Annotated in this window: 21 protein-coding genes; 8 read left to right on the forward strand and 13 right to left on the reverse strand. The window is 73.2% G+C overall.

The annotated features are described in order from the left end of the window. Positions 1 to 9: 9 nt before the first annotated feature. Genes HDG69_RS14935 through HDG69_RS14950 form a run of 4 tightly spaced genes read right to left on the reverse strand, consistent with a single transcriptional unit; the run spans position 10 to position 2,735 of the window. On the reverse strand, positions 10 to 825 hold the full coding sequence (locus tag HDG69_RS14935; protein WP_171784642.1) for an ABC transporter permease: 816 nt from the start codon (positions 823 to 825) through the stop codon (positions 10 to 12). Continuing rightward, complete coding sequence (locus tag HDG69_RS14940) at positions 822 to 1,736, reverse strand: ABC transporter ATP-binding protein (protein ID WP_171784643.1); 915 nt, start codon at positions 1,734 to 1,736, stop codon at positions 822 to 824. Before HDG69_RS14940 ends, HDG69_RS14935 begins: the two co-directional genes overlap by 4 nt. Then, positions 1,733 to 2,032, reverse strand: coding sequence for a transcriptional regulator (locus HDG69_RS14945; protein ID WP_171784644.1), 300 nt, complete (start codon positions 2,030 to 2,032; stop codon positions 1,733 to 1,735). Before HDG69_RS14945 ends, HDG69_RS14940 begins: the two co-directional genes overlap by 4 nt. Further along, a complete protein-coding gene (locus HDG69_RS14950) occupies positions 2,025 to 2,735 on the reverse strand; it encodes a hypothetical protein (protein WP_171784645.1) in 711 nt (236 codons plus the stop codon). Before HDG69_RS14950 ends, HDG69_RS14945 begins: the two co-directional genes overlap by 8 nt. A gap of 93 nt (positions 2,736 to 2,828) precedes the next feature. Here HDG69_RS14950 and HDG69_RS14955 point away from each other — a divergent pair, with 93 nt between their 5' ends. Next, positions 2,829 to 3,668 carry a CPBP family intramembrane glutamic endopeptidase gene (locus HDG69_RS14955; RefSeq protein WP_171784646.1) on the forward strand — a complete coding sequence of 280 codons (840 nt, stop codon included), beginning with the start codon at positions 2,829 to 2,831 and terminating at the stop codon, positions 3,666 to 3,668. Between the two features lie 30 nt (positions 3,669 to 3,698). On the opposite strand, the gene HDG69_RS14960 is transcribed toward HDG69_RS14955, so the two are convergent. From HDG69_RS14960 to HDG69_RS14975, 4 genes are read right to left on the reverse strand one after another with little or no spacing between them, the layout of a single operon-like run. After that, positions 3,699 to 5,375: a dipeptide ABC transporter ATP-binding protein gene (locus HDG69_RS14960; protein ID WP_171784647.1), complete on the reverse strand. Its 1,677-nt coding sequence runs from the start codon at positions 5,373 to 5,375 to the stop codon at positions 3,699 to 3,701. Continuing rightward, complete coding sequence (locus tag HDG69_RS14965) at positions 5,372 to 6,412, reverse strand: ABC transporter permease (RefSeq protein ID WP_171784648.1); 1,041 nt, start codon at positions 6,410 to 6,412, stop codon at positions 5,372 to 5,374. Before HDG69_RS14965 ends, HDG69_RS14960 begins: the two co-directional genes overlap by 4 nt. After that, positions 6,412 to 7,455 carry an ABC transporter permease subunit gene (locus tag HDG69_RS14970; RefSeq protein WP_171784649.1) on the reverse strand — a complete coding sequence of 348 codons (1,044 nt, stop codon included), beginning with the start codon at positions 7,453 to 7,455 and terminating at the stop codon, positions 6,412 to 6,414. The genes HDG69_RS14965 and HDG69_RS14970 overlap by 1 nt, the downstream gene beginning before the upstream one ends. A gap of 11 nt (positions 7,456 to 7,466) precedes the next feature. Next, a complete protein-coding gene (locus HDG69_RS14975) occupies positions 7,467 to 9,119 on the reverse strand; it encodes an ABC transporter substrate-binding protein (protein ID WP_171784650.1) in 1,653 nt (550 codons plus the stop codon). Positions 9,120 to 9,342: 223 nt separating this feature from the next. Between HDG69_RS14975 and HDG69_RS14980 the strand changes: the two genes are divergently transcribed. Then, a complete protein-coding gene (locus HDG69_RS14980) occupies positions 9,343 to 12,120 on the forward strand; it encodes a lysylphosphatidylglycerol synthase transmembrane domain-containing protein (protein WP_171784651.1) in 2,778 nt (925 codons plus the stop codon). A 77-nt stretch (positions 12,121 to 12,197) separates the two neighbouring features. Here HDG69_RS14980 and HDG69_RS14985 read toward each other — a convergent pair whose 3' ends face one another. After that, complete coding sequence (locus tag HDG69_RS14985; RefSeq protein WP_171784652.1) at positions 12,198 to 12,479, reverse strand: HU family DNA-binding protein; 282 nt, start codon at positions 12,477 to 12,479, stop codon at positions 12,198 to 12,200. A gap of 163 nt (positions 12,480 to 12,642) precedes the next feature. After that, positions 12,643 to 13,380, reverse strand: a complete 738-nt coding sequence (locus HDG69_RS14990) for a copper resistance protein CopC (RefSeq protein WP_171784653.1) — start codon at positions 13,378 to 13,380, stop codon at positions 12,643 to 12,645. 70 nt (positions 13,381 to 13,450) lie between these two features. Between HDG69_RS14990 and HDG69_RS14995 the strand changes: the two genes are divergently transcribed. The 4 genes from HDG69_RS14995 to HDG69_RS15010 all read left to right on the forward strand — a co-directional run bounded on the left by HDG69_RS14995 (position 13,451) and on the right by HDG69_RS15010 (position 17,943). Further along, entirely contained in the window at positions 13,451 to 15,499 is a 2,049-nt protein-coding gene (locus HDG69_RS14995; protein ID WP_171784654.1) for an NAD(+) synthase, read from the forward strand. Positions 15,500 to 15,525: 26 nt separating this feature from the next. Beyond that, positions 15,526 to 16,797: an amidohydrolase gene (locus tag HDG69_RS15000; protein ID WP_171784655.1), complete on the forward strand. Its 1,272-nt coding sequence runs from the start codon at positions 15,526 to 15,528 to the stop codon at positions 16,795 to 16,797. A 62-nt stretch (positions 16,798 to 16,859) separates the two neighbouring features. Then, positions 16,860 to 17,300: a hypothetical protein gene (locus tag HDG69_RS15005; protein WP_171784656.1), complete on the forward strand. Its 441-nt coding sequence runs from the start codon at positions 16,860 to 16,862 to the stop codon at positions 17,298 to 17,300. 199 nt (positions 17,301 to 17,499) lie between these two features. Beyond that, on the forward strand, positions 17,500 to 17,943 hold the full coding sequence (locus tag HDG69_RS15010; protein ID WP_171784657.1) for a hypothetical protein: 444 nt from the start codon (positions 17,500 to 17,502) through the stop codon (positions 17,941 to 17,943). A gap of 11 nt (positions 17,944 to 17,954) precedes the next feature. Here HDG69_RS15010 and HDG69_RS15015 read toward each other — a convergent pair whose 3' ends face one another. Genes HDG69_RS15015 through HDG69_RS15025 form a run of 3 tightly spaced genes read right to left on the reverse strand, consistent with a single transcriptional unit; the run spans position 17,955 to position 21,990 of the window. Continuing rightward, on the reverse strand, positions 17,955 to 20,000 hold the full coding sequence (locus HDG69_RS15015; protein WP_343036459.1) for a penicillin-binding transpeptidase domain-containing protein: 2,046 nt from the start codon (positions 19,998 to 20,000) through the stop codon (positions 17,955 to 17,957). A 41-nt stretch (positions 20,001 to 20,041) separates the two neighbouring features. Continuing rightward, a complete protein-coding gene (locus tag HDG69_RS15020; RefSeq protein WP_171784658.1) occupies positions 20,042 to 21,259 on the reverse strand; it encodes an aminotransferase class I/II-fold pyridoxal phosphate-dependent enzyme in 1,218 nt (405 codons plus the stop codon). Between the two features lie 38 nt (positions 21,260 to 21,297). Next, positions 21,298 to 21,990, reverse strand: a complete 693-nt coding sequence (locus tag HDG69_RS15025; protein ID WP_343036460.1) for a hypothetical protein — start codon at positions 21,988 to 21,990, stop codon at positions 21,298 to 21,300. A gap of 152 nt (positions 21,991 to 22,142) precedes the next feature. Between HDG69_RS15025 and HDG69_RS15030 the strand changes: the two genes are divergently transcribed. Both HDG69_RS15030 and HDG69_RS15035 read left to right on the forward strand, forming a co-directional pair. Then, positions 22,143 to 24,482: a SpoIIE family protein phosphatase gene (locus HDG69_RS15030; RefSeq protein ID WP_171784659.1), complete on the forward strand. Its 2,340-nt coding sequence runs from the start codon at positions 22,143 to 22,145 to the stop codon at positions 24,480 to 24,482. 41 nt (positions 24,483 to 24,523) lie between these two features. After that, positions 24,524 to 25,525: a sigma-70 family RNA polymerase sigma factor gene (locus tag HDG69_RS15035; protein ID WP_171784660.1), complete on the forward strand. Its 1,002-nt coding sequence runs from the start codon at positions 24,524 to 24,526 to the stop codon at positions 25,523 to 25,525. Positions 25,526 to 25,528 lie beyond the last annotated feature (3 nt).

Here is a 25,528-nt window from a genome sequence, read left to right on the forward strand (position 1 = left end):
AACGCTTGCTCAGCGGAAGCGGCGGCCCTCGTCGCGGCGGTACGCCCAGACGGCGAGGCCCGCGAAGAGCACCGTCCATCCGAGCAGCACCGGCCACGCCCACGGGTTCGCCTCCATACCCGTGAGCGCCTGGACCAGCAGGTCCCGGCCGGCACGCGTCGGGGTCGCCTGGGACAGGGTGTCCATCCAGTCGGGGAACATCATCGGCGGCAGGAACAGCCCGCCCGCGAACGCCAGCGGGAACAGGATCACCTGCACGACCGGCAACGCGGCCTTGGCCGTCAACGAGTAGCCGATGCCCATGCCCAGGAGAACGAACGGCACCGACGTCAGCAGGATCGTCCCGATGCCCGCGACCAGCTCCGGGACGGTGACCGAGGCTGCGGTGAACAGCCACGCCACGACGATGAGCGGGATCAGCCCGATCAGCGCGAAGGCCGCGCCGTTGCCCACCCGCGCCACCATGCGCGGCCCTGGCCCCGCCGGCAGCGAGCGCAGGAACGGGTCGAAGGGCAGTGCCCGGTCCTCGGCGACCCCGAGTCCGTACGTGAACAGGCTCGCCGAGCAGACGGCGAACAGCCCGAGACCGGCCACCGCCATCGTGGCGATCTGCGAGTCACCGGCCACCTCGGACTGCGGCACGACGAAGAAGAGCATCGCCAGCGAGGGGAACACCGCGTTCCCGATGACCGCGATCGGGACCCGGACGGTCTCGAGGAACTGGTAGCGCAGGTGCAGCCACGCCAGGCGGACCGGGCTGACGGTGGTCCCGGTGGTGCCCGACGGCGGCACGGGCGGTCGGGTGGTCGGGCGTGCGGCGGTCATCGGGTCGCTCCTTCCAGGGGGCTCTCGGCCGCGACCATCTCGGCGAACGCCTCCTCGAGGCTCGCGCCCCGGATCTCGAGGTCACGGAAGTCGACGTCGGCGCGCACCAGGTCGCGGACCAGCGCGTCGGCGTCGGGGGTGAACAGCTCCTGGCGCGTGCCGCCGTCGGCCCCCGTGCCGCCGACCTGCTCGACGCGCACGACGCCCGGCCAGGTGGACAGGTCGTCCGCGACGGTCAGGACGACCCGGCGCAGCGCCACCCGGCGCAGGATCGCGTCCAGCGAGTCGTCGGCACGCACCACGCCGTGGTCGATGACGACGACGCGCTCGGCGAGCGCCTGGACCTCCTCCAGGTAGTGGCTCGTCAGCAGCACCGTGCCGCCGCCCGCGTGGTACCGGCGGATCGCGTCCCACAGGGCCTGCCGAGCGCCGACGTCGAGGCCCGTGGTGGGCTCGTCGAGCAGGACGACGCGCGGGTTGCCGACGAGCGACAGGGCGACCGCGAGCCGCCGCTTCTGCCCGCCGGAGAGCGCCCCGGTCTGCTTGCGCGCCATCTCGGTGAGCCCGAACTGGTCCAGCAGCTCCCCGGTCGGGACCGGGCGGGGGAAGTGCCCGGCGACGAAGTCGACGACCTCCCGCACCTTCAGCGTGGCGGGCAGACCGGTCTCCTGCGGCGTGATGCCGAGACTGATCCGGCTGAGCGCGTCCCGCGGGTCGCCGCCCATCAGACGGACCGTCCCGACGTCGGGCCTGCGCTGGCCGCTGATCAGCGACAGCAGCGTGGACTTCCCGGCGCCGTTGGGGCCGAGCAGCCCGACGAGCTCACCGGCCCCCACGTCGAGGGAGACGTCGTCGAGCGCGACGACCTCGCCGAAGCGACGCGTCACCCCGTCGACCTCGATGACACTCATGTTCCTGCTCCCTTCAGCAGAGCGGTCAGGGTGGCCGTGTAGTCCTCGAAGGCGCGCCGGCCGGCCGTGGTCAGCGCGAGGTAGGTGACCGGCTTGCGGCCGGTGTGCGTCTTGGACACGCGCACGTAGCCCGCGTCCTCGAGCTTGCGCAGGTGGGTGGACAGGTTGCCCGCCGTCATCTCCAGAAGCTGCTGCAGCTTGGGGAACGCGATCTCCTCGGCGGGGGCGAGCGTGGCCAGCGTGGACACGACCCGCAGCCGCGCCGGGGCGTGGATGACGGTGTCGAGCTCATCCATCGACGGGCTCCTGGCCGACGGCGCCGCGCCCGCCGGGTTCGCAGGCTGCGGTGCGTCGTCGTCGGGCGGTCAGCACCGCCTCGATCCCGCACATGACGAGGAAGCCGCCACCGCCCGCGATCGCCATCACGAGGTAGGTGCCGGGCATCCCGGCGATCGTCGCGACACCTCCGGTGAGCAGGATCCACAGCCCGAGGACGAAGAGGCGGTTGTCCGGGAAGAACGTGCCGCCCGCGAGGTACATCAGACCGACGACGACGCAGGCGAGGGCGTTGGCGACCAGCGCGATGACGTCGTCGGAGGCCCCGGCGCGAGCGATGCCGGCGATGATGAACGGATAGGCGAGGAAGCCCAGCATCCAGGACCACCCGTACAGCGCACCGACGCGGCGGCTCGGCCCCCTGGTCCCTGAGCCCCGGCGGACGCTGTGCACGATCGTGATGACGATCGCCGCGATCAGCAGGGTGCCGAAGATCGGGAAGGCGGGTCCCGTGGGGGGTCCACCCTGGTCGCGCGCGTTCGTCCACAGCACGAGGTAGCCGACCCCCCAGGCGATCCCCCACACCAGGTAGAGCAGGCGCCCGTCCGGTTCGGTCCCCGCACGGGCACGGCGCTGCGACTCCTCGATCAGTCGGAGCGTCTCGGCAGGGTCGAGAACCTCCGGTTTCCTGGGCTCCGGGTGGTCGCGTGGGGAGCTCGACATCGTGGTTCCTCCGGTGGCATTCAGGTTTGCAATACAAACTAGTTTGTAGCGTGCCACGTCCGCACCTCGCGCACAACCCCTACGCTGGACGCCGTGCCCGACACCGCACCATCCCGGCCCGCCACCCCGTGGAGCCCGCCCGCACCCGCCGCACCGGCGCGCACGCCGCGCGAACGGCGTCGCACCGGCGCAGAGATCTGGATCGTCCTCGGCCTGAGCCTCGGTCAGAGCGCCGTCTACGCCCTGGTGAACATCGTGGCGCGCCTGACCGCCGAGACCTCGCTCGCCGACCAGAGCGCCACCCTCAACGCCTCGAGGTCCCCGCGCCCCTGGCTCGACCTGACGTACCAGCTCCTCGGGATCGGGTTCGCCCTCGTCCCCGTCGTCCTGGCGATCTACCTGCTCAGCGCCCGCGGCCCCGGGACGCTGCGCCGCATCGGGTTCGACGCCGCCCGGCCCGGTCGCGACACCGCGTGGGGCGTCGCGCTGGCGGCCGCGATCGGGCTCCCCGGGCTGGCGTTCTACGCCCTGGGCCGGGCCCTCGGCATCACCGTCAGCGTGCAGGCGAGCGCGCTCGACGCGCACTGGTGGACCGTGCCGGTCCTGATCCTCGCCGCGCTGCAGAACGGCCTGGTCGAGGAGGTGATCGCCGTCGCCTACCTCACCGAGCGCACCACGGACCTGGGCTGGACACGCCTCAAGATCATCGCCACCAGCGCCCTGCTGCGCGGCTCGTACCACCTGTACCAGGGCATCGGGCCGTTCCTCGGCAACGTGGTCATGGGCATCCTCTTCGCGTGGTTCTACACCTCGCGCTGGGGGCGCCACCGCGTCCTGCCGCTCGTCGTCGCGCACACGGTGCTCGACGTCGTCGCCTTCGTCGGGTACGCGCTGGTGCCCGCCGAGTGGCGCGCGGGCCTGGGGATCACCTGACGTTCACCCCCGCCCCGCGCCCCCTGCGGGTCACAGACTGCGCAGGGCCTCGCGCCGCTCGGCCTGCAGCTCGGGGTCCGGCACCGGCAGGGAGGCCAGCAGCCGGCGGGTGTACGCGTCCCGCGGCTGGTCCAGCACCTCGCTGCCCGGCCCCTCCTCGACGAGCCGCCCGCGGTAGAGCACCGCGATCCGGTCGGCGAGCAGGTCCACCACCGCCAGGTCGTGGGAGACGAACAGGCAGGCGAACCCGAGCTCGGCCTGCAGCTCGGCGAACAGCTCCAGGACGCGCGCCTGCACCGAGACGTCGAGCGCCGACGTCGGCTCGTCGGCCACCAGCAGCTCCGGGTCGAGGGCGAGCGCCCGCGCCAGCGACGCGCGCTGGCGCTGACCGCCCGAGAGCTCGTGCGGGTACCGGCTGCCGTACGAGCGCGGGAGCTGGACGGCCTCGAGCAGCTCGTCCACCCGCCCGCGCGCAGCCTCCGGGCTGCGCGCCCGACCGTGCACGACGAGCGGCTCCGCCACGCACTCCGCAATCGTCAGCAGGGGGTTGAACGACGCGGCCGGGTCCTGGAAGACGAACCCGAGGCGCGGCCGCACCCCGGCGAGGGCCTTGCCGCGCGCCCCGCGCATCTCGGTGCCGAAGACCCTCAGCGACCCGTCGGAGACGGGCTGCAGGCCGGCGATGGCCCGCGCGATCGTCGTCTTGCCCGATCCCGACTCCCCCACCAGCCCCAGCACCTCGCCAGGACGGATGCTCAACGAGACCTGGTCGACAGCGGTGAAGCCCGGGCGACGGAACCGGCCCGGGTAGGTGATCGTCAGGTCCGTCGCACTGACCACGGGGGCGCTCTCGGCCCACCCGTCAGGTCGGCCGGCCGCCCGGGCCTCCGCCCGTACCCGCCCCTCGCCCAGCCGCGGCACCGACCCGAGCAGGGCGCGCGTGTACTCGGCCTGCGGGTCCGCGAACAGCTCGGTGACCGGAGCCTGCTCCACGAGACGCCCCTGGTACATCACCGCGACGCGGTCCGCGAGGTCGGCGACGACGCCCATGTTGTGGGTGATGAGGACGATCGCGGTGCCGGTCTCGTCCCGCAACCGGCGCAGCAGGTCCAGGATCTCCGCCTGGACGGTGACGTCGAGGGCGGTGGTCGGCTCGTCCGCGACGATGAGGTCCGGCCCCAGCACCAGCGCCATCGCGATGACGACCCGCTGCTTCTGGCCCCCGGAGAACTGGTGCGGGTAGTGGTCCACCCGCTCCTCGGGATCCGGGATCCCCACCTGCCGCAACGCCTCGACCGCCCGGGACCGGGCCGCGCGGCGCGAGATCCTCTCGTGCGCGCGGACGCTCTCGGCGATCTGCCAGCCGACCGTGTACACCGGGTTGAGGACGGTGGACGGCTCCTGGAAGACCATCGCCACCTCGGTGCCGCGCAGCTGCCGCATCCGGGCCGCGGAGACCTGCACCACGTCCGTGCGGACACCCTGGGGCGACGTCAGCACCACGGCGCCCCGCGCCGTGGCCGTCTCCGGCAGCAGACCGAGCAGCGTCTTGGCCGTGACCGTCTTGCCGGACCCGGACTCGCCGACGACGGCGAGCACCTCGCCCGGCGCCACCTGCAGGCTGACGCCGTCCACCGCGCGCACCGACCCCTGGTCGGTGGCGAACGACACGGCCAGGTCGGTGATCTGTGCGACCGGCTCGCTCATCGCTCGTCCTCCTTCGTCGTGTCGGCCTGCACCGACGTCTCGGCGACGTCCCCCGCCACCTCCGCGGACGCGGTACGGGACCGCAGCCGCGGGTCGGCGAGGTCGTTCAACGACTCGCCCATGAGCGTCATGCCCATCGCGGCGATCACGATCGCCAGCCCCGGGAACATCGCCGTCCACCAGATGCCGGAGGTGACGTCCGCGACCGCACGCTGCAGGTCGTAGCCCCACTCCGCGGCCGCCGTCGGCTCGATGCCGAACCCGAGGAAGCCGAGGCCCGCCAGGGTGAGGATCGCCTCCGAGGCGTTGAGCGTGACGATGAGGGGCAGCGTGCGCACCGAGTTGCGCAGCACGTGGCGGGTCATGATCCGCCGGTGCGGGGTGCCCAGCACCCGGGCGGCGTCGACGAACGCCTCGGACTTGACCCGCACCACCTCGGACCGCACCACGCGGAAGTACTGCGGGATGAACACCACGGTGATCGACAGCGCGGCGGCCAGGATGCCGCCCCACATGCTCGACTGCCCCCCGGAGATCACGATCGCCAGCAGGATCGCCAGCAGCAGCGAGGGGAACGCGTAGATCGCGTCGGCCACCAGCACCAGCACCCGGTCCAGCCACCCGCCGAAGTACCCGGAGACCAGTCCCAGGAGCACACCGATGACCAGCGAGGCCGCCACCGCCACGACGACGACGAGGACGGCGGTCTGCGCACCCCAGATCACCCGGGAGAGCACGTCGTACCCACCCACGGTCGTGCCGAACCAGTGCTCGGCGCTGGGGGGCTGCTGCGTGCCGAAGCTGCCGGCCGCGTCGGAACGCTGCGACGGTCCGTACGGCGCGAGCAGCGGTGCGAGCGCGGCGAGCAGGACGAACGCCGTGGTGAGGCCGATGCCCGCCAGGAGCATGCCGCGCTGCAGGCCGACGCTCTGGCGCACCTGGCGCACCACCGGCGCCCGCCGCAGCCAGGCCCACCGGCCCCCCAGGTGCTCGGGCGCCGCGCCGGCGGTGCCGACGGACGAGATGGGGACGCTCATCAGTACCTCACTCTCGGGTCGATCAGCGCGGCGATCACGTCCACCAGGAAGTTCGTCACCGCCACGATCACCGCCATCAGCACGACGATGCCCTGCACCGCGACGAAGTCCCGCACGGTGAGGTACTGGGCGAGCTGGAAGCCCAGACCGCGCCACTCGAAGGTCGTCTCGGTCAGCACGGCTCCCACCAGCAGCATCGCCACCTGCATCCCGGCCACGGTGATGACCGGGATGAGCGCGGGCCGGGTGGCGTGGGCGGTGACGAGCCGGCGTTCGCGCACCCCGCGCGAACGGGCGGCGTCGACGTAGTCGGTGCCGAGGGTGGCGATCATGTTGGTCCGCACGAGCCGCAGGAACACCCCGGCCGTGAGCAGACCGAGCGCGACGGAGGGCAGCACGGCGTGGGAGAGCACGTCCTGCACCACCCACCACTGGCCGGTGCGGATCGCGTCCACCAGGTAGAACCCGGAGGACTCCCCGGCGAACCGCATCTCGATCTGCGCGGCGGTCGAGGCCCGGCCGGCCACGGGGAACCAGCCCAGCCCGACCGCGAAGATCAGCTTGAGCAGCAGGCCGGCGAAGAACACCGGGGTGGCGTAGGCCAGGATGGCGAGCACGCGCAGCCCGGCGTCGGGCCACCTGTCGCGGAAGTAGGCGGCGAGCATGCCCAGCGGCAGCCCGAGCACCACGGCGATCGCCACGGCGTACGCGGTGAGCTCGAGCGTCGCCCCGCCGTACAGGCCGAGCACCTCGATGACGGGCTGGTTGTCGCTGATGGTGGTGCCGAAGTCGCCGCGGACGATGCCGGTCAGGTACTCCCAGTACTGGACCAGCACGGGCCGGTCGTACCCGGCCTCCGTGATCCGGCGCTGCAGCTCGTCGGCGGAGAGGCGACCTCCCTGCGAGGCGGTGATGGGGTCACCGGTGGCTCGCATGAGCACGAACACGGTGGTGACCAGGATGAACACGGTCGGGATGATGAGCAGGAAGCGCACCAGGATGTAGCGTCCCAGTGCGCTTCCTGCCGTGGGTGTTGCGGCCACGAGTGCTGCGCTCAGCCCTTGCTCAGCGCGCCGTAGCGGAACTTGAACGAGCCGTCGAGGGTGTCCTCGGCCCCGGAGACGTCCAGCCCGGTGACCGCGACCTGCGCACCCTGCATGTACGGGATGGTCGACAGGTCGGCCGCGACGAGGTCCTGGATCTCCTCGAGCAGCGCGGTGCGCGCGTCCGGGTCGGTCTCGGTGGCCTGGGCGAGCAGCTTCTCGTCCACCTCAGGCTTCGAGTAGTGGTTGGCGAGGAAGTTGTCGGTCAGGAAGAACGGCGACAGGTAGTTCTCCGCGTCCGAGTAGTCCGGGAACCAGCCGAGCTGGAAGATCGGGTAGGCGTCCGCCGAGAAGTCCGAGGCGTAGGTGACCCACTCGGTGGACTGCAGGTCCACCTCGAACAGCCCGTCGGCCTGCAGCGCCTCCTGGATCACGGCGTACTCGTCACCCGACGACGGGCCGTACCGCTCGGCCACGTACTGGATGCTGAGGTCGACCGGGGTCTCGACGCCCGCGGCGTCGAGCACGTCGGCGGCCGCGGCCGCGTCGGGGGCCCCGGCGCCGTCGCCGTACATCTCCTTGAGGGACTCGGTCGCGCCGGTCACGCCCTCGGGGACGTAGGAGTACAGCGGCGTGAAGGTCCCCTTGTAGACGTCCTCGGAGATCGCGTCGCGGTCGATGAGGTGCGCCACCGCCTGCCGGACGGCGAGCGCCTTGTCCTCGTCGGCGTCGTCGGTCGTGGCACCGAAGGGCATGGTGTCGAAGTTGAAGACGAGGTAGCGGATCTCGCCGCCGGGCCCGTCGACGACCTGGACGGTGTCCTTGCCGCGCAGGTCCTCGACGTCCGTCGCGGACAGCGTGCGGAAGGCGACGTCGATGTTGCCCTGCTCCACGTCCAGCTTGAGGTTGGAGGAGTCGGTGTAGTAGCGGACGTTCACCGTCTCGGTGCGCGGCGCCTCGAGCACGCCGGCGTAGTCCGGGTTGGCCTGGTACTGGATCAGGTCGTTGATCGAGTACTGCGTGATCGTGTACTGCCCGGCGAAGGCGTTGCCGTCCACGATGTCCGAGTCCGCGGTGACGTCGTCGGCCGAGAACACCTCCTCGTCGACGATGACGCCGGCGGGCGAGGACAGGATCTGCGGGAAGATCTGGTCGTTCTCCTCCAGCAGGTTGAAGACGACGGTGCGGTCGTCGACGGCCTCGACGGAGTCGAGGTTGTACAGCAGGCTCGACGGACCGTCCGGGTGGGCGATCTCGACCTGGCGGTCGAAGGAGAACTTCACGTCGGAGGCCGTGAGGTCGTTGCCGTTGGCGAACGTCAGGCCCTCCTTCAGCACGACGGTGTACTCGGTCGGCGCGGTGAACTCCGCGGACTCGGCGATGTCGGGCTCGACGTCGGAGGTCCCGTAGGGAGAGTTGAGGAGGAACGGGTAGACCTGGTTCATCACGGCGAACGACCCGTTGTCGTACGAGCCGGCCGGGTCGATCGAGGTGATCTGCTCGGTGGTGCCGACGGTGACCGAGCCGGCGTCACCGCCCCCACCGCCGTTGCCCGAGCCGTTCTCCGAGCTGCCGGACCCGCCGGAGCAGGCCGTCAGCACGAGCGCGAGGCCCGCCGTCGATGCGACGGCCGCGAGCCGTCGGGAGGAGCGATTCGTCCTCATGGTGGTTCCCTTCTCGATTCGGCCAGCGGGTCGACCCCGGCCTGTCCACAGTGTGGACGTTTCTAGCACGGCAATAAGTCGCCCAGATCACATATCGACGTACCGGGCGAGACCGTGACCGCATCGTGACGTCAGCCACACCCCCTGGCCCCGAGGGTGGCGGCGTCCGGCACCCGAGCGTTTCGACCGGCTCAGCGAGGCTCCGCGACCTAGACTCGCGAGCATGTCCCGAGCGCGAGAGGAGGCCCCTGCGGGTCACGGCGCACCACGCCCCGTGGTGCACGAGGTCGGCACCTTCGCCGCGGACGAGCCGAACCCGCCGACCGGTGCCCTGCGGGCCCTGTTCTCCGTCGAGAGCGCGACCGACCGCGACGCCGGGCTCGTCCGCGTCGTCGACAACCCCGAGCAACGGGTCCGCAACCCCTCCGACCTGCTCGGACTCGTGCTCAGCGCGCTCGGTGTCGCCCTGGTGCTGGTGCTCTCGGTGGTCGCGCACGGCACCACCGAAGGGGTCACGCAGGACGTGCGCGCCTTCAACACGCTGCTCGGCGAGCTGCTCGTCTTCCCCGTGGCGGTGCTCGAGGGTCTCGTCACCCTCATCGTGCCGGTCGCGGTGCTCCTCGAGCTCGGCATGCGGCGGCTCGGTCGGCAGGTCGTCGAGTCGATCCTGGCGGCGATGCTCGGGCTCGTCCTCGGCGTGGCGGCCCTCCTGACCCTCTCCTGGCTCGGTAGCGACGAGCTCGTCCGCACCCTCTCCGTCTTCCGCGACGGGTCGTGGACGATCACGATCCCGGGCTACGTGGCCGCCATCGCCGGCCTGCTCACCACCGCCGGGCCGCGCACCCGCCGTCGGACGGTCCGCTGGTCCTGGAACCTGCTCTACGTGGCCCTCGTCGTCGCCCTCATCACCGGGCAGGCGGCGCTGCCGGGCGTGCTCGTGGCCCTCCTCCTGGGCCGTATCGCCGGCCAGACCGTCCAGTACGCCTCCGGCGTGCGCTCGGAACGCGCCTACGGCGGCGACCTCGTCACCGCGGTCCGGCACGCCGGCTTCCGTCCCACGGCCCTCGTCCGGGTCCGGGGAGTCTCCGCACAGGTCGACGACGACGGCACCGGCGACGGCACGAGCGTGCCGGACACCCGTGGCGGGTCGCTGCCCGACGACACCGTCACCCACGTCGACGCCGCCGGCGAGGTCACCGGGCGCACCACGCTGCGGGCGATGCTGCGCCACCGGTCGCGACCCGGCTCGCGGGGAGGCTGGCGCAACGACCCGGAGCTCCCCTCGTCGGGCGCCCTGGCCGACCCCGCCACCGTCGCGCTCACCCGCGCCGGCGACACGCGGGTCTACGCCATGTTCGCGCCCGGCGCCGACCGCCGCGACGTCGTCGTCCTCGACGGCGACCGGCACGTGGTGGGGATGCTGACCCGTGCCTGGCGGGCGCTGCGGCTGCGAGGGCTGGAGGGCCGCGCCCAGGTGTCGCTGAAGGCCGTGGCCGAGCGCACCGCGCTGCTGACCTACGCGGCGACCGCCGCCGGCGTGCGCACGCCCCGCCTGCTGGGCGTCGGGGAGGCCGCCGACTCGATCGTCCTCGTCACCGAGCACGCCGAGGGCGCCGTCTCCTGGCGCGACCTGACCGACGAGGACCTCGAGGGCCCCGCCGGCGACGAGGTCCTCGCCGCGGCCTGGGAACAGCTCCGCCGCGCCCACACCGCCGGGCTCACGCACCACGCGCTCACCCCCGACGTGCTGCTGGTGGGACGGGCCGACGACGGGACCGTGCAGGTCTGGCTCACCGGCTGGGAGCAGGGCGAGATCGCCTCCACCGCGCTGGGTCGTCGCCTGGACCTCACCCAGATGCTCGCCCTGCTCGCGCTGCACGTCGGACCCGCCCGCGCCGTGGCCTCCGCGGTGCGCGCGCTGCCCGACGCCGACGTGACCGCCGTCGGACCGTTGCTGCAGTCCGTCGCCCTGCCGCCGCCCACCCGGGTGGCCGTCCGCCAGCACAAGGGGCTGCTGGACGCGCTGCGCCAGGCGCTCGTCGAGCGCCTCCCCCAGGTCGACGTCCAGCCGCAGAACATCACGCGGTTCGGGACCCGCACGGTCGTGATGGTCACCCTGTTCCTCGTGGTGATCACCGCGCTGGTCACCACGATGAACCTCGACGAGATCACCGAGGCCGTCGGCCAGGCGAACCCGTGGTGGATCGTGGTGGCGTTCTGCCTCGGTGCGGTGACCTGGTTCGGTGCGGCGCTGACGTTCGTGGCGTTCTCACCGAAGCGGCTTCCGCTGTGGCGGGCGACGCTGACGCAGATGGCGGGCTCGTTCGTCGCGCTCGCCGCGCCCGCGGGGATCGGTCCCGCGGCGCTGAACCTGCGGATGCTCACGCGGCGCGGGGTCGCGGTGCCGATGGCGGTGGCGACCGTGGCCCTGGTCCAGGCGTCGCAGTTCGTGGTGACCGTCGTCCTGCTCGTGGTGCTGTCGATCTTCACCGGGTCGGGCGGTCTCATCGAGCTGCCGTCGATCACCGTGCTGCTCGCCATCGCCGGGGTCGCCGTGGCCGTGGTGACGACCCTGCTGATCCCGGCGGCCCGGCGATGGGCGTGGGAGAAGACCCGCCCGACCCTGGAACAGGTGTGGCCCCGTCTGTCGCAGATGCTCGGTCAGCCGCAGCGGCTGGTCCTCGGCGTCGGCGGCAACCTCATCATGTCGCTCGGCTACGTGCTGGCCTTCGACGCGGCGCTGGCGGCGTTCGGCCAGTCCCTGCGCCTCATCGACGTCGCGGTCATCTACCTGGTCGGCAACGCCCTCGGTGCGCTCGTGCCCACGCCCGGCGGTCTCGGTGGGGTCGAGGCGGCACTCACCGCGGGCCTGACGGCGGCCGGCGTCCCGGCGTCGATCGCGCTGTCCACGACGATCCTGTTCCGGCTCGTCACGTACTGGGGCCGCGTGCCCTTCGGATGGGTGGCGATGCGCTACCTGGAGCGCAAGGGCGACCTCTGACCGGGTAGAGACGCGAGGGCCCGCCGTCCGACAGCGGACGACGGGCCCTCGCGGCGCTGACCGAGGTCAGCGGGACGTCACTTGGCGACGGCCTTCTTCAGCAGCGAGCCGGCGCTGATCTTCACGCCGTAGCCCGCCGGGATCTGGATCTCCTCGCCGGTGCGCGGGTTGCGACCGGTACGGGCGGCACGCTCGACGCGCTCCACCGACAGCAGGCCCGTGAGCTTCACGGCCTCGCCCTTGCCGAGCGACTCGATCAGCACCTCCTGCAGGGCGTTGAGGGCGGCCTCGGCGTCCGACTTGGTCAGGTCGGCCTTGGCGGCGATGGCCGAGGCGAGCTCGGACTTGTTCAGCGACATGTGAATCCCTTCTCCGGATCACGACGTACGAGAACCGCACGTCGTCACGTTCTCGGTCGGTCCGGCGCGAACCGGTGGACCGGGAACACACTAAGGAACATCCGCAGGTTCCTGCGACTTTTGCGCCCTTCGGCGTGGCTCGCAGGACGTTGCGGACGGCCGGTCAGGCCTGCGGACCGTCCCGCAGGCCCTGCCCGGTGGTCTCGTGCAGGCGACGGCGCGACCGCACCACCAGCATCGCGGCGACGCCGATCAGCGCCACCAGAGCGGCACCGTAGACCAGGGGCATCGCCCCGGTCGAACCGTCGGTGGCGTCGGCGGCGGGCGTGACCTGCTCGGAGACGGTCTGCTCCGGCGCGGGCTGCCCGAGCGCCTCGGCGGAGGCGGCGTCGCCGGGCTCGGGCTCCTCGGGAGCGACGTCGGGCTGCGCCGCGACGACGTAGGAGTAGTCCCCCTCCACGGGGTGCCCGTCGGAGGAGACGACGCGCCACAGCACCTGGTGGTCCCCACCGACGGCCGGGGCGTCGAAGGTCGCGGTGACCTGCTCGCCGTCGACGGCGACGTCGGCCTCGACCTCGCCGTCGGGCGTGACCACCCGCACCTGCGTACCATCCGCGATGATCTCGGCGCTGAACGTGAGCGTCAGCGAGCCGACCGGGGCGTCGAGCTCGTCACCGTCGGCAGGATCGGAGGAGACGAGCTGGTCGTGCGCACCGGCCGACGACGCCCCGAGGACGGTCACCGCGGTGCCACCGACCACCGTCAGCAGCATCGCGAGCGCCACGATCGCCGCCACCACCCGGCCACGGTTCTTGCGCACCGGGGTCCAGTCGGGGCCGGACGGCCGGCGCGCGGCCGAGGGTCGGGGAGCAGGCTCGGAGCCCGCGGGTTTCTGCGCCACGGTGCGACCATAGCCGGGCGTGGCGGTCGGTCGCGAACCTCCGTGGCGCGAGATCAGGCACACTCGAGGGGTGGACTTCCGCAACGCCTACGCCCACGGCTTCGCCCGCGTCGCCGCCTGCACCGTGCCCGTGACGGTCGCCGACCCCGCCGCGAACGCCTCGGTGATCCTCGCCGAGGCGCGCGCCTGCCACGACGACGGAGTCGCCGTGGCGGTCTTCCCCGAGCTCTCCGTGTCGGGGTACGCGCTGGACGACCTGCACCTCGCCGACACCCTGCTGGAGGCCGTGGCGGACGCGCTCGAGCAGATCGTCGAGGCGAGCGCGGACCTGCGCCCGCTGCTCGTGGTGGGCGCCCCCGTGGAGGTGGACGGGCGCGTGCTCAACTGCGCCGTCGTCATCCAGGGCGGTCGCGTGCTGGGCGTCGCCCCGAAGTCCTACCTGCCCACGTACCGCGAGTTCTACGAGCACCGCTGGTTCGCCCCGGGCGCCGACCGGCGCGGCGGCACCCTCCGGCTGCCCTTCGCCGACGACGACGTCCCGTTCGGCCCCGACCTGCTGTTCCGCGCCGCGGACGTCGCCGGGCTGACCGTGCACGTCGAGGTCTGCGAGGACATGTGGGTCCCCGTGCCGCCGTCGGCCGAGGCGGCGCTGGCGGGCGCCACCGTGCTCCTCAACCTCTCGGCGAGCCCCATCACGATCGCGCGGGCCGAGGACCGCCGGCTCATGGTGCGCTCCGCGTCGTCACGCTGCCTGGCCGCCTACGTCTACGCCGCCGCCGCGCAGGGCGAGTCGACCACGGACCTGTCCTGGGACGGGCAGACGATGGTCTACGAGGCCGGTGACCTGCTGGCCGAGACCGAGCGCTTCCCCGACGGGCCCCGCCGCGCCGTCGCCGACGTCGACCTCGACCGGCTGCGCCAGGACCGGCTGCGCCAGGGCACCTTCGACGACAACCGGCGCGGTCTGGGCGAGCGGACCGCCGGGTTCCGTACCGTCGAGTGGTCGGTCCGGCCGCCGTCGGGCGACCTCGGGCTGCGCCGCGCGGTGGACCGCTTTCCGTTCGTGCCCGACGACGCCGCGCGCCTCGCGCTCGACTGCTACGAGGCCTACAACATCCAGGTGACCGGCCTGGAGAAGCGCCTGGTGTCGATCGGGCGGCCGAAGGTGATCGTCGGGGTCAGCGGCGGGCTCGACTCCACCCACGCGCTCGTCGTCGCGGCCCGGGCGATGGACCGCCTGGGCCGGCCCCGCACCGACGTCCACGCGATCACCATGCCCGGCTTCGCGACGTCGTCGGAGACGAAGGAGCGCGCCACCCGGCTGGCGACCTCGCTCGGGGTGCGGTTCGAGGAGCTCGACATCCGCCCGGCGGCCACCCAGATGCTGAAGGACCTCGACCACCCGGCCGGGGACGGCGAGCCCGTCTACGACGTGACGTTCGAGAACGTGCAGGCCGGCCTGCGCACCGACTACCTGTTCCGGCTCGCCAACCACCGCGGCGGCATCGTCCTGGGCACCGGCGACCTCTCGGAGCTCGCGCTCGGCTGGTGCACGTACGGCGTCGGCGACCAGATGTCGCACTACGCGGTCAACACCGGCGTGCCCAAGACGCTCATCCAGCACCTCATCCGCTGGGTGGCCGACTCCGAGGACTTCGGCACGGACACCGCCGACGTGCTGCGCGAGATCGTGGTGCAGGAGATCAGCCCCGAGCTCGTGCCCGTCGCGGCCGGCGAGGCCCCGCAGTCCACCGAGGCGTCCGTGGGCCCCTACGCCCTGCAGGACTTCACGCTGTACTGGACGCTGCGCCACGGGCTGCGGCCCAGCAAGATCGCCTTCCTCACCTGGCACGCCTGGCGGGACGCGGCGGTGGGCGCCTGGCCTCCGAACTACCCCCACGACGAACGGTCCACCTACGACCTCGCGACGATCCGCCGCTGGATGCTGGTGTTCTTCCAGCGGTTCTTCGGCTCGCAGTTCAAGCGGTCGGCGCTGCCCAACGGGCCGAAGGTCTCCCCCGGCGGCACGATGTCGCCGCGCGGCGACTGGCGGATGCCCTCGGACGCGTCGGCGGCGGCCTGGTTGCGCGAGATCGAGGAGAACGTCCCGGAGGAGTGAGGCTCGGGGAGGCATCATGGCGTGTCATGACCTCCACCACGCGGCCCGGCACCCCGGGCACCACCCGCAGCTCCGTCGCCGTCACCAACGGGTACGTCGTCCCCGTCGTCGGCGACCCGATCGACGGCGGGACCGTCCTGATCACCGACGGCGTCATCACCGCCGTCGGTGCGGACGTGGCCGTCCCCGACGGCGTGCGCACCCTCGACGCCGAGGGCCGCTGGGTGCTGCCCGGCTTCGTCGAGTCGCACGGCCACGTCGGCATCCACGAGGAGTCCGACGGCTGGGCCGGCGACGACACCAACGAGATGACCGACCCCAACGGTGCGGCCCTGCGGGCCCTGGACGCGATCAACGTGGAGGACGAGGGCTTCCGCGACGCGCTCGGCGGCGGTGTGACCTCGGTGGTCGTCAAGCCGGGCTCCGGCAACCCGATCGGTGGGCAGACGGTCGCGATCAAGACCTGGGGCGGGCGCACGGTCGACGAGCAGCTCCTCGCCGAGGCCGTCTCCGTGAAGTCCGCGCTCGGTGAGAACCCCAAGCGCGTCTACGGCGACAAGAAGCAGCTGCCGTCGACCCGGCTCGGGGTCGCCGCCGTCATCCGCACGGCGTTCGTCGAGGCCCAGCACTACGCGGCGGCCCGCGCCGCCGCCGCGACCCAGGGCGAGCCGTTCGCCCGCGACCTCGGCAAGGAGACGCTGGCGCGCGTGCTCGACGGCGAGCTCGTCTGGGACCAGCACGTCCACCGCGCGGACGACATCGCCACGGCGCTGCGGCTCGCCGACGAGTTCGGCTACCGGCTGGTGATCAACCACGGCACCGACGGCGCGGCCCTCGCCGACGTCCTGGCGGAGCGTGACGTCCCGGTCATCTTCGGCCCGATGTTCACCACGCGCACCAAGGTCGAGCTGCGCAACCGGGCGATCTCGAGCCTCGCGAGACTGGCCGAGGCCGGCGTGCGCGTCGCCATCACCACCGACCACCCCGTGGTCCCGATCCACTTCCTGGTGCACCAGGCGTCGCTGGCCGTCAAGGAGGGCCTCGACCGCCAGGTGGCGCTGGAGGCCCTGACGGTGAACCCGGCGTCGTTCCTCGGGCTGGGCGACCGCGTGGGAGCGCTGCGGCCGGGCCTGGACGGCGACGTCGTCGTCTGGTCGGGCGACCCTCTGGACGTCACCTCCCGTGCGGAGCACGTGCTCGTGACCGGCACCGAGGTCTACACGTGGGACGCCGCGGCCGACGGCGGACGGGGGGCCGGCCGGGTGGCCGAGCGGGGGGCGCGGTTCGCCGGCGCGTGATGCTCGGCACAGTCGCGCACCGCAGTTTGCCTGCTCAGGGCAACCTGTTGTCGAATCGTTTCATGCGCTCTGCTCTCGCCGCCGTCGCGGCCACCTCCGCCCTGCTGCTCATCGGGGCGTGCGCCGGCCCGGACACCACCGGACCGGAGGCCGAGGCCTCCCCCACCCCGGAGGCCTCCGCGACGTCGGAGAGCGTCGACGTCCTGACCACGTGCCGCGGCTACTACGACGGCGGCGAGCACTCGATCGACCATCGGGTCACGACGTGGGCCTCGGCGGTGGCCGACCCGGCGACCGACGAGAACCTGACGGAGCTCACCATCGTCCGCGACCGCCTCGACGCCCAGATCCGCTACGCCGAGACCGGTCCCGCCGCACTCCTGGAGTCTGTGCGGGCGCCGTTCGCCGCCTCCCTGGAGGGCGAGCCCGCGGACCCGGAGAACGTCGTCGAGGCGACGGACGCGGTCCAGCAGATGTGCACCGACGCGGGCTACCAGCGGTGAGCCTCTGTCCGGCACTTCGTGATCTGACCGGCAGTTCGAACTGCCGGTCAGATCACGAAGTGCCGGACAGATCGACCCGCGGCCCCGGCCCCGGCGTCGCGCCCGCCCCCACGCGCGTCCGCTCCACCGGAGCGTGACGCTCAGCACTTACCTCGTCCAGGGCTTGCCTGCACGACGCCCCAGCCTGTCGAATCGGCCCATGCGCGCCCGCTCTGCCGCCGCTGCGGCCCTTCCCCTCGTCCTCCTGGTCACCGCCTGTGCCGACCCGAACTCCGTCGCAGTGACGGACGTCTCCGCCTCGCCGGCCGTCGAGACGCACACCCCGGCCGAGAGCGTGACGCCCCGCGCCACGTGCAACGGCTACTACGTCGGCCGCAGCCACTCCCTGGACCGGAAGATCCGGAAGTGGACCACTGCCGTCGGGGAGCCCGCCACCCCCGAGGCGACGGCCGAGATCAGCATCATCCGGGACCGGCTCGCGGCGCAGATCCACGACGCCGAGGTCGGCCCGGCGGCGATCCTGCGCGGCGTCCACGAGCCCTTCGCCGCGTGGCTCGACGGCGGCACCGCCGACCCCGCGGAGATCGTCGAGGCCGCCGACGCGGTCCGCCGGATGTGCGACGAGATGGGCGTCGACTTCTGACCCACGGTCCGTCAGCGCCGCTCGAGGAACCTCTGCATCAACGGGCCCGCCGTCGTCGACCCACGGTCCCCGTCCTCGACGAACACCGCCACGGCGAGGTCGTCCGCGATCGCCAGCATCCACACGTGCTGCTGCGACCCGTCGCCGTACTGCGCCGTTCCGGTCTTGGCGCCGACGACGTCGGAGACGTCACCCAGCGACGACGCGCTGCCGTCGCTCACGACGCCGCCCATCAGGGCCAGCAGGTCCGCCGCCTCGTCCTGGGTGAGCCCGTCGCCCGCCGGGCCGTCGGCGTCGGCCTCGGCGTCGGCGTCGGCCTCGGCGGTGTCCTCTTCCCCGGTCACGTCCTGCTCACCCTCGGCGTCCTCACCCTCGGCATCCTCGGGCTCGACGGCGGCGTCGGCGTTCCGGACCAGCCGAGGCTCCACGCGCTCCCCGGCCGCGACGCTCGCGGCGACCGTCGCCATGCCCAGCGGGGAGGCGAGCACCTCTCCCTGACCGATGACCGACTCCGCGTGGCCCGTCTGCGAGGCCTCCTGCGGCACGGAACCGGAGTACCCGGCCGGCGTGGACGGACCGAGTCCCAGGTCCGCGGCGGCCTCGGCGAGCTCCGCCTGGTCGACCTGCCCGGCCGTGCCGATGAACGCGGTGTTGCACGAGTGCGCGAACGCCGTCGAGAACGACACCTCCCCGGTGGCCGAGGCGGGGTAGCCCGGCACGTTGGAGTAGGTCCGGCCGTCCACGGTGATCGACTCCGGGCACTCGACGTCGTCCTCGGGGAAGACGCCGGACCGCAGCAGCGCCAGCGCCGTCGCCACCTTGAACGTGGATCCCGGCGCGTACTGGCCGAGCGTCGCCGTCGACCAACCCTCGCTGCCGGGGCCGCTCGCCGCCGCGAGCACGTCCCCGGTGGAGGGCCGGATCGCGACGATCGCGCTCGCCGGCTCCACGCCGGACAGGACGCTCTCCGCGAGCACCTGCAGGTCGCGGTCGAGCGTCGTCTCGAGGTCGGCGCCGTCGGTGGCCTCGACCCGGAACAGCTCGCGGGGCTCCTCACCGTCCTCGGCGTCGGCCTCGGACGGGACGACCCGCACCAGGTACCCGTCGGTCCCGCGCAGCTGCGCGTCATGGGTGCGCTGCAGGCCGGACGTACCGACCACGTCCCCCGCGGCGATCGCGCCGTCGGACTCCTCGATGATCTCGGCCGTGGCCTCGCCCGCCCGGCCGAGGACCGGTGCCGCGAACGACGGCGTCGGTCCCAGCTCCATCGTGTCGGCGACGACGTTCACGCCGTCGATCTCCCGGGCGTCGTCCACCGAGAAGTCGGTGCCCGGGTCCTCCTGACGGACCGTGATCGCCTCCACGAACGCCTTGTCCCCGGCGGCGACCACCCGCGCGACGTAGTCGTCCGGGTCCGTCCAGATCAGCTTGCCCAGGTCGCGGGCTCTCGCCTCCCACTCCCCGGACTCGACGAACGTCTTGTCGATCCCCACCCGCCACACGTCCCGCTCGGTGACCAGCGGCTCGCCGTCGATGTCGAGGACGTCGCCCCGGTCCGGCCGCAGCCGCTCGACCTGGATCCGCTCGCCCGCGGCCAGGCCCGGCACCGCGAGGTCGGTGGCCCACTGCGTCTCCCAGGCCCCCGGCTCCTCGGAGTCCTCCGGCGGCGGAGCCCAGACCAGCTCCGTGGTCGTGGTGTACTCCCACGCCTGGTCCGCGCTGATCGGCCAGGTCCAGGCGAGCGTGACGTCCGCGCGCGGGGAGCCGTCGTCGGTCTCGGTCTCGGTGACCTCGGCGACGGCGACGGTCGGCTCGGCGCCCGCGGTCTCGGCCGCCTCGACGAGCGGTTCGGTCACCGCCACGAGGTGCGCCTGCGGGTCGGCCGAGGTGCTCGTGGCGAGCGGCACGCCGGCCAGGTCGCCGGCGGTCAGCGCCGCCGCCAGGGAGTCCGCCGCCTCCGACGCCGGTGGTCGGTCCGCTCCGGTGCACGCGGCCAGCGCCAGCACGGCGGCAGGGCTGAGCAGGGCGGTCAGGGTGATCGATGTCCGACGGCGCACCTGGTGAGAGTAGCGTCCCCGCCGCGCCGACTGAAGGGTTGCTACCGCGCGGCGGGGCCGAGCGCCGCGCCGAGACGACCGACCGCCTCGGTGAGAGTCTGTTCCGACGCCGCCAGGTTGAGGCGGAGCCACCCCCGCCCCCCGGCACCGAAGTGGCGTCCGTCGCCGAGCGCCACGCGGGCGGTGCGCAGCACGTGGTGGTGCGGGTCGGAGCCCTCGGGGACCGCCGCGCGCACGTCCAGCCACATCAGGTAGGTGGCCTCGCCGGGCAGGACCCGCACGGCGGGCGCGTGCTCGGCCAGCAGCCGCGTGACCAGCTCCCGGTTGCGCACGATCCCCGCCCGCACGGCGTCCAGCCACTCGTCACCGTCGGTGTAGGCCGCGGCGTGCGCGATCACCGCCAGGTGGTTGACGGCGTGCCCGGCGACCTCGGGGACGCGGCGCAGGTCGTCGGTCGCCGCCCGCCCGCCCACCGCCGTGGCGGCGCGCAGTCCCGCGAGGTTGAACGCCTTCGAGGCCGAGTGCACCGCGATCGCGCTCTCGCTGCCCGCGACCGACAGCAGCGGGGTGAAGTGCGTGCCGCCGTCGGGCACGAGGTCCGCGAACGTGAAGGGTGCGTGGATCTCGTCGGCGACCACCCGGACCCCGTACCGGTCCGCCAGCGCCAGGACGGCCTCGAGCTCGTCGCGGGTGTGGACGGTGCCGGTCGGGTTGTGCGGGCTGCACAGCAGCAGCACGGCACGTCGGCCCGACCCGGGCGGTCCACCCGACCGGCCGTGACCGCCGGCCCCGGTCGCCTCGCGGAACGCCGCCTCCAGCGTCGCGAGGTCCAGCCGGCCTGCCTCGTCGAGGGGCGCCTCCACGACCTGGCGCCCCTCGTGGCGGCTGTAGGCGTAGAAGGGCGGGTAGACGGGCGGTGTCACCACCACCGCGTCCCCGGGTGCCGTCAGGACCCTGACCACCTCGGTGATCGCGACCATGACGTCCGGCAGGGTGCGGCTGCTCGCCACGTCCGGCGCCCAGCCCCAGCGACGCTCGGCGAACGGGGCCAGGGCAGCGGCGTACCCGGTGCCGCGGTCGTAGCCGGTGTCCCCGATCTCGAGGGCGCGGGTCACGGCCTCGACGAGGAACGGCGCCTGCGGCACGTCCATCTCCGCGACGAACAGCGGCAGCACGTCCTCGGGGTACGTGCGCCACTTGACGGAGGTCCGACGGCGCAGGTCGGCCAGGGAGAGCTGGTCCAGGGGGTTGTCGGTCACCCCCTTGGTCTACCAGACGTCTCGGTGACCGCGACCGGTCAGACCTCGGCGGGGCGCACGACCTCCACCCACTGGTCGGCACGCAGACCCTCGGGACCCGACTCCAGGCCCGCCCAGGTCCGGGCGTCCTCGACCGTGGCCTGCAGCAGGTCCCGCAGGCGTGCGTCGATGTCGGGCACGTAGGCCTCGCTGATCCCCTGCACCGCCGTCGACACCACGGACGGTGCGGCGTCGCGCACGAACCGCTTCGGCTTGACGTGGGTGCCCGCGCAGAAGCGCCGCGCCCACTCGGCGGTCCTCGGTGCAGCCTCCAGCGCGGCCTCGCTCTGCGGGCTCAACGTGCCGTCCGGGCGCCCGTCGAGGACGTCGAGCATGCGCTCCGCCCCGAGCACGGCCACCGCCAGCGTCTGCTGCCGGTCGGCCGGGGCGACCGGCAGCGCCGTCTGCGCCGCCCGCAGCGCGATGCGCACGTCCCAGCGCGGGTCGTCGCTGGTCAGGCCGATGACCGACGGGATCATGGTCGCCAACCGCGGGCGGGCCTGGTCGGACGTGAGGTCGTTGACCGCCCGGGCCAGCATCGCCAGCAACGGATGCGTGCACTGCGGATGGTCGCTCCAGCGCTCCCCGGCGAGGAAGGACGCGAGCTCCATGAAGCACGCACCCTTCTTCGGGTTGCGGTGCTTTCCCCGCCCCAGCATGGGCAGGGCGTCGAACGTTCCAGCGGTTCCCACCACGAGTCCACCCCCGTATCGGTTCCTGCTCCCAGTGTGCGCGCGGTGTGACGCAGGTCGCAACGGGTGGGGCCGAAGAACCTCCGGCACGGGCGGCGCGGCGAGCGCCTCGATGACCCCCGATCGCACGCATCGGGGGGCATACTGGGTCAGTGCCCGAGACGCAGGTCCTGGGTTCGCTGCTCCGTGGCGCCCCGGACGAGGCCATCGCCGACGAGGTGTTCGACCGCATCGTGCGGCTCGTCCACCGCAACCTGGGCGTGCCCTCAGCCTGCTTCGTCGTCCTCGCCGACGGGCTCCAGTACCTGCCCGGGGCGGTGGGCATGCCCGCGGCGATCCAGCAGGAACGGGCCACGCGGCTCGCCGAGCCCGCGACGGCCCTCGTCGTGGCCGAGCGGTCGGCGTTCGTGATCGACGACACGGACAACGACCCTCGCTTCAGCCGCCGCTTCGTCGCTCAGGAGCTCGCGGCCCGCGCCGTCGCGGGCTACCCCGTCGAGGACGGCCGGGGCACCGTCGTCGGCGCGCTGTGGGCGATCGACACGACGCCCCGGCGGTGGACCGACGACGAGCTCGCCACCCTCGGCGACCTGGCGGCCTCCTGCTCCGGAGAGCTCCGGCTGCGTGCGGAGCGCGAACGGGCCCGTCGCGCCGAGCAGGTCGCCTTCCGCGCCCACCAGCGAGCGCAGTTCCTCCTCGGGCTCTCCGAGCAGTTCGCCGGGGTGACCACCCTCGAGGAGGTGGAGGAGACCATCGCCCAGGTGGTCGGCACCGGGATGGGGGCTCGCTGGTGCTCCCTCGCCCTCGTCGACGCCGACCGGCGGCACCTGCGCTACGTGACGGTCGGGCACCAGGAGCCCGGCTTCCCGGACGCCATGCGCTCGACCCGCCTCGACGCACCCCGGCCGGACACCGCCGTCGTCGCCGAGCGCCGGACCCTCTTCTACCGCGACCAGCAGGAGATGAGCGAGGCCTACCCGGCGATGGCCGGCGTGGGCCTCATGTCCGCGGGAGCCCGGTCCTTCCTGCCCGTCATGACCGACGACGACGTGATCGGCGTGGTCATCTGCGTGTGGGAGGAGACCCGGGAGCACGACGCCGGCACCGCGGCCCTGGAGACGACCCTCAGCCGGTACGTGGCGATGGCGCTGGAGCGGGTGGCGCTGCTCGAGGCCCGACGCCGGGTGGCGACGACGCTGCAGGAGTCCCTGCTCTCCGAGGCCCCGGACGTGGCGCACCTGGACATCGCCACGACGTACGCTCCCGCCGCCCGCACCGACCAGGTCGGCGGGGACTGGTACGACGCCGTGGTGCGCGACGAGCGCACGGCCGTGCTGACCATCGGGGACGTCACCGGCCACGACGTGAACGCCGCCGCCCAGATGGGCCAGCTCCGCTCGATGCTGCGAGCGCTCGCCTGGAGCCACGACGAGTCCCCCGCCGCGATGCTGTCGCGTCTCGACCGCGCCAACGCCACGCTCGGCCCGAACGCACTGGCGACCGCCGTCGTCGTGCGCCTCGACCACGACGAGCACCCGCAGGGGGACACCGGGCCCGACGGCACACCCGAGCGCGGGTACACCCTGACGTGGTCCGACGCCGGGCACCCGCACCCCCTCGTGCTGCGCCGCGACGGCACGGTCGAGCGGCTGGACGCCCGCACCGACATGCTGCTCGGCATCGACCCGGACACCGAGCGTCACGACCACGTCACGCGGCTGCTGCCCGGTGACACCCTCCTGCTCTACACCGACGGGCTCGTGGAACGGCGCGGTGTCATGGTCGCGGACCGCGTCTGCGACCTCGTCCAGGCGCTGGCGGACACCCACGGGGAGGCGACGGCGGCGCTGCCGCGGGCGCTCGTGCGACGGCTCGTGGGGCGGTCCCAGCGCGACGACGTCGCCGTGCTCGCGGCCCGTGCCCGCGTCCCGGCGCCCTCCGGGCCGCCCGGGGAGGACGGACCGGCCACGGCGGAGCGCAAGGTCGCCGAGGACCTCAGCGACCTCGGGCCTGCGCGCCGGTGGGTCGACGACGTGCTCGAGTCGTGCGACGTGGACGCCGAGCAGCGGCGCACGGCGATGCTGCTCGCCAGCGAGGTCCTCACCAACGCCCTCGAGCACGGGGCGGGGCCGATCGTGGCGACCGTCGAGGTGGACGACCGTCGCCTGCGCGTCGGGGTGCGGGACGGCTGCACGCGTCCGCCGGTGCTGCGCGCCCCGCAGCCGCAGGACCTCTCCGGCCGCGGCGTGCAGTTCCTCGAGAAGCTGGCCTCCCGGTGGGGGGTGCAGCAGCACCAGGTCGGCGACGTCGTCGGTCGGCACGCGGCCGTCGGTGCCGGCAAGACGGTGTGGTTCGAGATCGACCGGACGGCGCGCCCGCTGACCGGCACGGTCCCGGTGGTGCGGCGCTCGTCCCCCGCCACCAGCTCGGTGCCGCTGGTCGAGAGGGTGCTGCCGTGGACGCGCGACGAGGCGCGCCGTCGCCGGACCTGATCCGCGCGCGGGTGTCGGTACCTCGTCCTACCGTGGAGAGCATGACGCAGACCGTCACGGACCTGGGCGACGCGCCCGACGTCGGCGCACAGCTCGAGCAGTACCGCCGCGAGCTCACCGGCTACTGCTACCGCATGCTCGGCGGCGCGGGCGGCGCGGACGACGCCGTGCAGGAGACGATGCTGCGCGCCTGGCGTGGCTTCGACCGCTTCGAGGGGCGGTCGTCGCTGCGGTCCTGGCTGTACCGGATCGCGACCAACGTGTGCTTCGACGCGTTGGCGGCGTCCAAGCGGCGTGAGCGGCCGATGGGCATCGGAGGGCCGCAGCCGGCCGAGATCGAGTACTTCGGCGAGACCCTGGCCGAGGAACGCTGGGTGGAGCCGGTGCCCGACGACGCCGTGCTGCCCCGCGAGGGCGACCCGGCCGACATGGCGATCGGGCGGGAGTCGGTCCGGCTCGCCTTCGTCGCCGCGCTGCAGTACCTGCCCCCGCGGCAGCGGGCGGTGCTGCTCCTCCGCGAGGTCCTGCGGTGGTCGGCGGCCGAGACCGCCACGCTGCTGGGCACGACCGTCGCCTCGGTGAACAGCGCGTTGCAGCGCGCCCGCGCCACCCTCGGCGACCGCGCCCTGGACCGCGACGAGTCGCGCTGGGGCACGGTCGACGACGACCTCCTGGAGCGCTACCTCGACGCGTTCGAGCGCTACGACATGGAGGCGCTCGTCGGTCTGCTGCGCGAGGACGCCGTGCTCAACATGCCGCCGTACACCCTGTGGGTCTCGGGGCCCCGGGAGATCGCACGCTGGATGCTCGGGCCGGGGCACGAGTGTCGGGGGTCGCGGTGCCTGCGGGTGCGCGCCAACGGCTCGATGGCGTTCGGGCAGTACCGTGCTGCGCCCGACGGCGGGTGGACGCCCTGGGCGCTGGTGGTGCTGGAGGACGACGGCGCCGGCCGGGTCACGGGCATCACCGCGTTCCTCGACACGGCGACGTGGTTCCCGCGGTTCGGGCTGCCGGACCGACTGCCCACCGAACCGGCGACGTAGCGC

Origin of the sequence: Isoptericola halotolerans, from assembly GCF_013149785.1 — a bacterium.
Classification (GTDB): Bacteria; Actinomycetota; Actinomycetes; order Actinomycetales; family Cellulomonadaceae; genus Isoptericola; species Isoptericola halotolerans.

Excerpts from the sequence above, each read along its gene's own strand:
- HDG69_RS14985 (WP_171784652.1), bottom strand. The coding sequence starts at position 12,479 with ATGTCGCTGAACAAGTCCGAGCTCGCCTCGGCCATCGCCGCCAAGGCC.
- HDG69_RS15005 (WP_171784656.1), top strand. The coding sequence starts at position 16,860 with ATGCGCTCTGCTCTCGCCGCCGTCGCGGCCACCTCCGCCCTGCTGCTC.
- HDG69_RS15035 (WP_171784660.1), top strand. The coding sequence starts at position 24,524 with ATGACGCAGACCGTCACGGACCTGGGCGACGCGCCCGACGTCGGCGCA.
- HDG69_RS15000 (WP_171784655.1), top strand. The coding sequence starts at position 15,526 with ATGACCTCCACCACGCGGCCCGGCACCCCGGGCACCACCCGCAGCTCC.
- HDG69_RS14975 (WP_171784650.1), bottom strand. The coding sequence starts at position 9,119 with ATGAGGACGAATCGCTCCTCCCGACGGCTCGCGGCCGTCGCATCGACG.
- HDG69_RS14945 (WP_171784644.1), bottom strand. The coding sequence starts at position 2,032 with ATGGATGAGCTCGACACCGTCATCCACGCCCCGGCGCGGCTGCGGGTC.
- HDG69_RS15010 (WP_171784657.1), top strand. The coding sequence starts at position 17,500 with ATGCGCGCCCGCTCTGCCGCCGCTGCGGCCCTTCCCCTCGTCCTCCTG.
- HDG69_RS14980 (WP_171784651.1), top strand. The coding sequence starts at position 9,343 with ATGTCCCGAGCGCGAGAGGAGGCCCCTGCGGGTCACGGCGCACCACGC.
- HDG69_RS14960 (WP_171784647.1), bottom strand. The coding sequence starts at position 5,375 with ATGAGCGAGCCGGTCGCACAGATCACCGACCTGGCCGTGTCGTTCGCC.
- HDG69_RS14940 (WP_171784643.1), bottom strand. The coding sequence starts at position 1,736 with ATGAGTGTCATCGAGGTCGACGGGGTGACGCGTCGCTTCGGCGAGGTC.
- HDG69_RS14950 (WP_171784645.1), bottom strand. The coding sequence starts at position 2,735 with ATGTCGAGCTCCCCACGCGACCACCCGGAGCCCAGGAAACCGGAGGTT.
- HDG69_RS14965 (WP_171784648.1), bottom strand. The coding sequence starts at position 6,412 with ATGAGCGTCCCCATCTCGTCCGTCGGCACCGCCGGCGCGGCGCCCGAG.
- HDG69_RS14935 (WP_171784642.1), bottom strand. The coding sequence starts at position 825 with ATGACCGCCGCACGCCCGACCACCCGACCGCCCGTGCCGCCGTCGGGC.